Source organism: Streptomyces sp. NPDC028928, from assembly GCF_055564915.1.
Window position 1 is genome coordinate 72,881 of the sequence record NZ_JBVHVI010000025.1, and the last position, 8,359, is coordinate 81,239.

The window sequence follows — 8,359 nt, forward strand, 5'->3', positions numbered from 1 at the left end:
CCCTCAACGATTGGAGCCCCAGCCGATGCACGGCTGGGGCTCCTCGTGGTGGTGAGTGTCGATCAGGCGGGTCAGCGCTTCAGGGTGAGGATGCCGGGCCGGTACGGCAGGTTGTCGTAGGAGGTGTTCGGCGGTGTGTTGGGGGACTTGCCCTGGTAGAGGAACTGCAGGTTGCAGGGGTCGATGGTCATGGTCTGGTCGGGGTTGGTGCGGACCAGGTCGCCGTGGCTGATGTCGTTGGTCCAGGTGGCGCCGCTGTTGGCCTTGCCCGCGAAGGGGTTGGACTCGGTGGCGGCCTGCGGGGTCCACGGACCGTTCAGGCTGGTGGCGGTGAAGGAGCGGAAGTAGCGCTGCTCGCTCGCACCGCGAGCCTCGACGATCATGAGGTACTGGTTCCGGCCCTGGACCTTGTAGACCTGCGGTGCCTCGAACAGGTTCTTCACCGAGTCGCTCATGACGGTCGTGTACGACGAGCCGAAGCTGCCGGGGAAGTTGCCGATCGGCATGGCCGACTTGTAGATCTTGCCGTTGTCACCGGCGAAGAACAGGTACATGTTCTTGTCGTCGGCGATCAGGGTCGGGTCGATCGGGCCGGTGGCGGAGTCGGTGCGGGGGATGCTGCCGGTGAACAGCGGCTGCGGCGCGGACCAGCCGTTGGGGTTGGTGGGGTCGCTGGAGGTGCGGTAGCTGAAGGGCCACGGACCCCACTGGTACGCCAGCACCCAGATCTTCTTGGGCGCGAAGTAGAACAGCGTGGGCGCCACCGCCTTCTCGCTCATGCCGGTCTGGCGGGCCGACGCCATGTCCGACCAGTTCGTGAAGGGGCTGAACGCCATCGAGCCGTAGGCCGATCCCGAGTAGTTCGACCCGTAGACCAGGTGCTTGCCGTTGTAGGTCACGGTGGTGAAGTCCTTCAGCGAGGCCCACCCGTTCGCCGGCTGCGCCAGCGCGTCCGTCGAGGTCCACCGGTATGTCGACGGAAGAGCACACGTGTCGTTCTTCGGCGCCGCGGTCGGCTGGAAGTTCCAGCGTTGGTTGGCGCCGCCGCCGTTGGTGTCCCAGATCTGGACGGGAGTGCCGTTGGCGGTCCGACCGCCGGGGATCTCCAGCGCCCGGCCGCTGGCGACGTTGGTCAGCGTGTAGGAGCCGTCGCTGTTCCGGTTGGCCTTCCAGTGCTGGTGGGCGCGACCATTGGCGTCCCAGACCGTCATCCTCGTCCCGTTGGCCGTCCGGTTGGCCGGCTCGTCCAGTACCCGGCCGCTGGCGATATTGGTCAGGGTGTAGGAGCCGTCGCTGTTCCGGTTGGCCCGCCACTGCTGGTTGGAGGCGCCGCCGGCGTCCCACACCTGGAGCGGGGTGCCGTTGTGGTTCTGTCCCGCGGGCTCGTCGAGAACGCGTCCGGCGGCCGCGTTGGAGAGCGTGTAGACGGTGCCGGAGGTGATGCCCCCGGCCTGTGTGCCGCCGCTGCCGGTGCTGCCCAGGGCGGTGAGCACGGCGTTGTAGGCGGGCTTCTTGTTGCCGCCCGCGTCGAACAGCAGGGCGTTCTCACCGGTGCGCCAGGAGTCGCTGTCGCGGATGCCCCACACCGTGATGCCCGTGCAGCGAGCGACGTTCATGCACGCCTGGACGGCGTGGGTGTACGCGGTGGCAGACGCCTGGGCGATGTCGAGCTCGGTGATCTGCACGTCCACGCCGAGCGCGGCGAAGTTGGACAGGGTGGTCCGGAAGCTGGCCGGCGGACCGCTGCTTCCGAAGTGGCTCTGGAAGCCGACGCAGTCGATGGGCACACCGCGGGACTTGAAGTCCTTGACCATCTTGTAGACGCCCTGGGTCTTGGCGTCGGACCAGTTCTCGATGTTGTAGTCGTTGTAGCAGAGCTTGGCGGAGGGGTCGGCGTCCCGGGCGGTGCGGAAGGCCTCCTCGATGAAGCCGTTGCCCAGTACGTCCTGGAACACGGAGCTGCGGTGCCGGCCGCTGCCGCCGTCGGCGAAGGCCTCGTTGACCACGTCCCAGGCGTAGATCTTGCCCTTGTAGTGGGTCATCTCCTGGGTGATGTGGTTCTTCATCACCGCGCGCAGGGTGCTGGCGTCGGTGATGGACTTGACCCAGCCGGGCAGTTGGGAGTGCCAGACCAGGGTGTGGCCGCGCAGGCGCTGGCCCTGCGAGGAGGCGTGGCTGACGATCGAGTCGGCGGCGGCGAAGGTGAACGACCCGCGGGAGGGTTCGATGGCGTCCCACTTCATCTCGTTCTCCGGGGTGATCATCTTGAATTCCCGGTCGAGAATGGAGGAGTACGTGGAGTTGCCGAGCTTGCCCGCGGCCACTGCCGTGCCGAAGTAACGGCCGCTGCCGGCCGCCGCGTCGGCGGCCGTGGTCGGTGTGGGGGCCTCCGGCGTGCGTGCGGCCAGGGCGACCAGTGGTACGGCGGCACCTGCGGCGGCGAGGACCACGGCGGCGGCGAGCACGCGGCGGGTGGCCGGCCGGCGGCGATGAGAGCGGTTCTGATCTGACAACGGCATGTCCTTCTGGCGCAGCGGGCCTTGATCCGGCCCCGGTCACCCGCCAGTTGCCGCCACGCACACAAAGGTTGCCGCGATCGAGGGAAGAATTCTCACGGCCGCCGTCACCGTCCCCCACCCCAGCTCCACGGCGATCTGCCGGCCACCATGGAGGCCGGCTACGCCGACGGGACCGAACGCCGGCCCGTCCGACTGGACCCCGTACCAGCAGTTCGGGTACTTGTTCTCCCACCGACCTGTGCGGCAAGGGGACTCGTCGCCTTGCCGCACAGCGGCGTTCACCGGGTCGGGACGAACCCTCCCCGGACCGACGCGAAGCCGCCCGAACCCTGTGCGTCGACGAGGTAGCCGTCGCCCGCGGCACTGCGCACGCCGGCGCCGTTGTCGAACTGCGCGGCGAACTCATGGCTCCCGGCCGGCACGGTCGGGCCCGGCTTGAGGACCCCGCGGTGGACCAGCGCGCCGCCGGCCTCCTGGACGGTGACGGTGAAGTCACCACTCGGCAGGGTCTGCCAGGTGCCGGTGTTCTTCACCCCGCCGGACTGCACGATCCGGATCTCGATCGTGAGCGAGGTGAGCGGCTGGGTCGTCTTGAGGGTGAGGTTGCTCTGCGTCCAGTAGACGGTGCTGTGCGGGTCCACCGAGCCGGCCGACCGCAGCGGCCCTTCTGGCTCTCGCCGGCGGTCGGCGATGGACTGGTGGTCGGCGGAGTCGGGCGCACGCTGCCCGGGGTGGTGGCCAGGGGCCGGCGCGACAGGAGTGGGGTGGGCCGATGTCGGGTGCGGGGGGGCTGACGGTCGGGGGCGGGGTGGCAGGCGTGGTCACGGTGGGCGACGGCGACGGGGTCGCCACGATGGCGGCGACGGCGAGGCCGCCGGTCGTCAGGATGCCGTCGGCGGCGAGCCCGGCGAGGGCGACCCTGGTCCCGGACCTCGCGAACGGTCGCGCGCGGTGACGGACGGCGGGGCCGGTCATGCCGCGTTGCACCCGGGCCAGCATCCGCGCGCGGTCGGGCAGCCTGTGCTGGGCAGGGAATCTGGATACGCATCCCGCCCTGCAGTCCGTCCTGGACGACATCGACCGACAGGACTGCACGCTATACAGAGCGTGACGGTGTCGATATACGGACCACCGATGGCATCAGAAGGGTGATGGAGGGAGCACAGGTGCATACTCGGCAGACCGGTGACATGAAACCGGACAAGCCTGGATTTTTTGACCTGGAAAAGGACAAGAACTGTGTCCGCATTGAAGTCGCCCGAGGCAGTTGACGCCTGGCTGGCGAAGGCCGGATGGCACCCGGGCCGTAGGTGTGACGACCTTGCCGCCACCGAGATCGAGGACTGTCAGGCATCATTCCGCAGGGACGGCGGCAGTCTTGACGTCATCCAGCCCGCTCTTGATTTTCTGCGCGAGCATATCGGCCTTGTGGCACCCCTGCACGACTCTCCCGAAGACATCGTGATGTTCCTTCCGGCCCTCATGTACCGGGGCGCAGCGGAAGACGTTCAGGAACTCGCCGACGGACTGGGGAAGAAGGTCTTCCCCGTCGCGCACGACACGTACGACGGCGGGACGGTCCTCATGGACGAAGCGGGGCGGTTCTTCTATCTGCATCACAGCGGTGAGTACTTCCTCGGCCATGACAAGTACTCGGCATGGATGAGTTATTCGCGCGGGCATCCGCTCGAACACGCGGAGGACTACTATGCCTGAGCCTGTTCCGGTGACCGCGGTCCCGTCATCCCGCGCCCTGACCGCCGGTCCGGCGAAGGCGGGCGTGCGCCGCCGTACGCGGCCCCCTGCGGGTGGCTTCGACCAGGGGGCCCTGGGCGGACGTGGACGGCACTCGGCAGCTTGCTGCGGAGCTGAGAGCGCGAGTTCGATTCTCGTCACCCGCTCCCGTGTGAAGGCCCAGGTCAGAGGCCTGGGCCTTGGTGTTGCGCGGGGGGATCAGCCGCCGCTTGCCGGACGTCCCGTCCCGATCTGTGCCGACGGCCACAGCGAGCAGGGGCGCACATGGGCTCATACTGAGCCATGACAAAGCCTGCTGCACCGAAGCGTCATCTGGCCACCAGCCCCTTCAAAGCGCCGGTCACACCGGCTCCCAAGCACTTCGCCGTGGGCGACCAGGTCACCCATGACGTGTACGGCCTCGGCCGGGTGATCGGCATCGAGGACGGAATCGCGGCGCTCGTGGATTTCGGCTCGGCGCAAGTGCGGATCTTGAGCCCGTACGCCAAGATGACCAAGCTGTAGGACCGCTGTGCCCGGTCACGGCACCCCAGGCCCCTTCAGGGACCTGCAACGAAAGAGAGACCTCTGATCCTCACGCCGCTGTTCTCCGCCCCGGACGGGCAACCCCGCCGTTCCGCCACGACATCGCCGCCTCCGGCGACAGATCCCTTCCTCGCTCCCGACCTTGGGCCGGACGAAACCTTGCCGAGCGAGGGCGCACAGGAGCCCGCCTCAGGCATGCGTGCGGCGCGGTCCAAGTCGGTTTGGCTCCATGACTGACGGTGGGGGCAACTGACCGCAGGCCGTCTCCGGCGCCCCATGTGCCATGTGCCATGTGGCCTTCCTCTCCCGGCCGGGGGGCCGGCGCGCTCGTCGGTACCCCGTCCGCTGATGGCGACAGCGGCCGCGTCCAGACCGTCGTACGAGGTCACAGCGCTGTGGGCGGAAACGCTCGGCGGCAGCACTGCACCTCCGGGAACCAATATCTGTGGTCGCGACATTAGAAATCGATGCGGTCCCCGATAAATATTCCTGAGCCACAGGGCGGCGCCGAATTATTTACCGCACAGGGCCGACACCGGCGTGCTACTGTCGTCATCAGTTGCAGGTGTGGTTGCCAGAAGGTTTTTCCGACGGCCGATCATCACGGCGACACGGAATACGCACACGGCGTTTTCCTGGCACCGTCTCCGAAGGAGAAACAAAATGGCTACTGGCACCGTCAAGTGGTTCAACGCGGAAAAGGGCTTCGGCTTCATCGAGCAGGACGGCGGCGGCGCCGACGTCTTCGCCCACTACTCGAACATCGCCACCCAGGGCTTCCGCGAGCTGCTGGAAGGCCAGAAGGTGTCGTTCGACATCGCGCAGGGCCAGAAGGGTCCGACGGCCGAGAACATCGTTCCCGCCTGACGCACCGGCACTGACGCATACTTCGCAGCTGGGGCCCGCACCTTGGGGTGCGGGCCCCAGCTCGCTTCATTCCCAGGGTGATTCGACCCTGTCATTTTCGGCCCGTTCTCGCGATTCTCTGCGCCGCTCATTCTGCTGCGGAAATTCCTTGATACGTGCCCGCATCGAGGAAGGTTCCGCATGAACCGCACCCGCTCCACTCGCGCACGCACCAATCGGACGTACGACCGTCTCGGAGGAAGCGCCGCCGCGGGCCGCTCCGGCGTTCCGCGCCGCTCCAACGGTTACGGAAACCGACAGCCCGCGCGGGCCGAGTTCGCGCTGCCGAAGACGGTCACACCCGCGTTGCCCGCTGTCGAGGCGTTCGCCGATCTCGCCATGCCGGCGCCGTTGCTGACCACGCTCGGCCAGGAAGGCGTGACCGTACCCTTCCCGATCCAGGCGGCGACCCTGCCGAACTCCCTGGCCGGCCGTGACGTACTCGGTCGCGGCCGCACCGGGTCGGGCAAGACCCTCGCCTTCGGCCTCGCGGTACTGGCCCGTACGGCGGGCCGGCGCGCCGAGCCGCGCCGGCCGCTGGCCCTGATCCTCGTCCCCACCCGTGAGCTGGCCCAGCAGGTCACCGACGCGCTCGCGCCCTACGCCCGCTCCGTGCGGCTGCGGCTCGCCACCGTCGTCGGCGGCATGTCCATCGGCAGGCAGGCGAGTGCGCTGCGGGGCGGCGCGGAGGTGGTCGTCGCGACGCCCGGCCGGCTCAAGGATCTCATCGACCGGGGGGACTGCCGGCTCGACGACGTCGGCATCACCGTTCTCGACGAGGCCGACCAGATGACCGACATGGGCTTCATGCCGCAGGTCACCGCCCTGCTCGACCAGGTACGCCCCGAGGGCCAGCGGCTGCTGTTCTCCGCCACGCTGGACCGCAACGTCGACCTGCTGGTCCGCCGCTACCTGACCGACCCGGTGGTGCACTCCGTCGACCCGTCGGCCGGTGCCGTCACCACGATGGAGCACCACGTTCTCCACGTGCACGACGCGGACAAGCACCGCACGACCACCGAGATCGCGGCCCGGGACGGCCGGGTCATCATGTTCCTGGACACCAAGCACGCCGTGGACCGGCTGACCGAGCACCTGCTGAACAGCGGTGTCCGCGCCGCGGCCCTGCACGGCGGCCGGTCCCAGCCGCAGCGCACCCGGACCCTGGCGCAGTTCAAGGACGGTCACGTCACCGTCCTGGTGGCCACCAACGTCGCGGCCCGCGGCATCCACGTCGACAGCCTCGACCTGGTCGTCAACGTGGATCCGCCCGGCGACCACAAGGACTACCTGCACCGCGGCGGCCGTACGGCCCGTGCCGGGGAGTCCGGCAGCGTCGTCACCCTGGTCACCCCGGCCCAGCGCCGCGGCATGACCCGGCTGATGGCCTCGGCCGGCATCACCCCGCGCATCACCCCGGTCCGCTCGGGCGAGGCGGAGCTGAGCCGCATCACAGGCGCCCAGGCTCCCTCCGGCGTCCCGGTGGTCATCACCGCGCCTGTCGTGGAACGCCCTCGCCGCGCGTCTTCGCCGTCCCGTCGCCGGGGCGGCACCGGTCAGGGCCGGCCCGTCGGCGCGGGGACGCGCCGCAGGGCGCAGCGGCGGCCCGGCAACGACTCGGCTGCTTGAGGCCGGCGCAGTACCCGGACCCCCTGGGGCCTGCCGGGAGCCGCAGTGCTCTCACGGGGTCGCGGGGGCCCACCCGCCGCCCAGCCCTCACCGAAGGAGACACCCTTGACGCCAGCGCGAACGCACTACCGCATGCCGGAGCCCACCCCCGTGACCGTGGTCGAGGACATCGAAGGGCACGGGCCCCGGGTGTGTGACGACATGACCGTCGAGGTGGCTCTGGCCGTCATGGCGGGTGCCCGGGTCGAGTACCTGACCGTGTGCGACGGGGACGACCAGAGCACGGGCTCGATCACCCTGGTCCGGCTCGCCGTACTCCGCGACAGTTCCGCGTACACGGACCGGATCCGTCTGCGGGATGTCCTCGACGGATCGCTGCCCTCGCCCGGCGCCCACCCCGGCGGAGCCGGTGAGTACGGCCGGGTTCCGGGCGCACTCGCCCTCTCGCACTGATCCGCCTGATCGCCCGACCCGTCTGATCGCCCGATCCGCCTGATCCGTCTGGTCCGTCTGGTCCGCCTCGCCCCGGGCAGCCCGTTCTCCCACTCCCCGCGACTTCTCCCCTGTGAGGCATCATGCGCTGTGTCATCGCCCGGTACCCGTTCGACCTGACCAGGACCGGGGTGCTGGCCTCGATGAAGGGTGTCAGGCCCGAGCCGGTCACGGGTGAGTCCGTGACCATCGGCCGCCGCCGCTACCCCGTCAAACAGGTGGGCCGGGTCGTCACGCGACAGGACCCCCGTGACTTCACCGCCGGCGAAGTCGTGCGGGCCATGACGCGCCTCGGCTTCACCTGCCACGCCCGCCCGGAGGCCGCACCCGTGGACGTGGCCGGAGCCACTCCGCTCCGGATCGCCTCGGCACTGCTCGGCGGCACCGGCCCCATGGCCGTATGAGGACGGGCGGGAAACCGCCCGCAGGATCCCGGTCCCGGGGGGGGGGGGGGGGGGGGGGGGGGGGGGGGGGGGGGGGGGGGGGGGGGGGGGGGGGGGGGGGGGGGGGGGGGGGGGGGGGGGGGGGGGGGG

General features: G+C 69.6%; 8 protein-coding genes. 6 read left to right on the top strand and 2 right to left on the bottom strand.

What is annotated here, in order from left to right:
* Positions 1-71 precede the first annotated feature (71 nt).
* Both ACZ4U1_RS38850 and ACZ4U1_RS38855 read right to left on the bottom strand, forming a co-directional pair.
* Positions 72-2,519: a non-reducing end alpha-L-arabinofuranosidase family hydrolase gene (locus ACZ4U1_RS38850; protein ID WP_467908889.1), complete on the bottom strand. Its 2,448-nt coding sequence runs from the start codon at positions 2,517-2,519 to the stop codon at positions 72-74.
* A gap of 278 nt (positions 2,520-2,797) precedes the next feature.
* A complete protein-coding gene (locus tag ACZ4U1_RS38855; RefSeq protein WP_467908890.1) occupies positions 2,798-3,160 on the bottom strand; it encodes a hypothetical protein in 363 nt (120 codons plus the stop codon).
* Positions 3,161-3,758: 598 nt separating this feature from the next.
* On the opposite strand from ACZ4U1_RS38855, the gene ACZ4U1_RS38860 reads away from it, so the two are divergent.
* The 6 genes from ACZ4U1_RS38860 to ACZ4U1_RS38885 all read left to right on the top strand — a co-directional run bounded on the left by ACZ4U1_RS38860 (position 3,759) and on the right by ACZ4U1_RS38885 (position 8,230).
* Entirely contained in the window at positions 3,759-4,235 is a 477-nt protein-coding gene (locus tag ACZ4U1_RS38860; protein ID WP_467908891.1) for an SUKH-3 domain-containing protein, read from the top strand.
* A gap of 321 nt (positions 4,236-4,556) precedes the next feature.
* Complete coding sequence (locus tag ACZ4U1_RS38865; RefSeq protein ID WP_467908892.1) at positions 4,557-4,778, top strand: hypothetical protein; 222 nt, start codon at positions 4,557-4,559, stop codon at positions 4,776-4,778.
* 684 nt (positions 4,779-5,462) lie between these two features.
* Positions 5,463-5,666, top strand: coding sequence for a cold-shock protein (locus ACZ4U1_RS38870; protein ID WP_028799214.1), 204 nt, complete (start codon positions 5,463-5,465; stop codon positions 5,664-5,666).
* Between the two features lie 180 nt (positions 5,667-5,846).
* Positions 5,847-7,334, top strand: coding sequence for a DEAD/DEAH box helicase (locus ACZ4U1_RS38875; protein ID WP_467908893.1), 1,488 nt, complete (start codon positions 5,847-5,849; stop codon positions 7,332-7,334).
* Positions 7,335-7,466: 132 nt separating this feature from the next.
* Entirely contained in the window at positions 7,467-7,787 is a 321-nt protein-coding gene (locus ACZ4U1_RS38880; RefSeq protein ID WP_467908896.1) for a CBS domain-containing protein, read from the top strand.
* Positions 7,788-7,909: 122 nt separating this feature from the next.
* The gene (locus ACZ4U1_RS38885) at positions 7,910-8,230 is read left to right on the top strand and encodes an SCO5918 family protein (RefSeq protein ID WP_467908894.1); all 321 of its coding nucleotides are present in this window, start codon (positions 7,910-7,912) and stop codon (positions 8,228-8,230) included.
* The last annotated feature ends 129 nt before the right edge of the window (positions 8,231-8,359 follow it).

Excerpts from the sequence above, each read along its gene's own strand:
- ACZ4U1_RS38850 (WP_467908889.1), bottom strand. The coding sequence starts at position 2,519 with ATGCCGTTGTCAGATCAGAACCGCTCTCATCGCCGCCGGCCGGCCACC.
- ACZ4U1_RS38865 (WP_467908892.1), top strand. The coding sequence starts at position 4,557 with ATGACAAAGCCTGCTGCACCGAAGCGTCATCTGGCCACCAGCCCCTTC.
- ACZ4U1_RS38870 (WP_028799214.1), top strand. The coding sequence starts at position 5,463 with ATGGCTACTGGCACCGTCAAGTGGTTCAACGCGGAAAAGGGCTTCGGC.
- ACZ4U1_RS38875 (WP_467908893.1), top strand. The coding sequence starts at position 5,847 with ATGAACCGCACCCGCTCCACTCGCGCACGCACCAATCGGACGTACGAC.
- ACZ4U1_RS38880 (WP_467908896.1), top strand. The coding sequence starts at position 7,467 with ATGCCGGAGCCCACCCCCGTGACCGTGGTCGAGGACATCGAAGGGCAC.
- ACZ4U1_RS38885 (WP_467908894.1), top strand. The coding sequence starts at position 7,910 with ATGCGCTGTGTCATCGCCCGGTACCCGTTCGACCTGACCAGGACCGGG.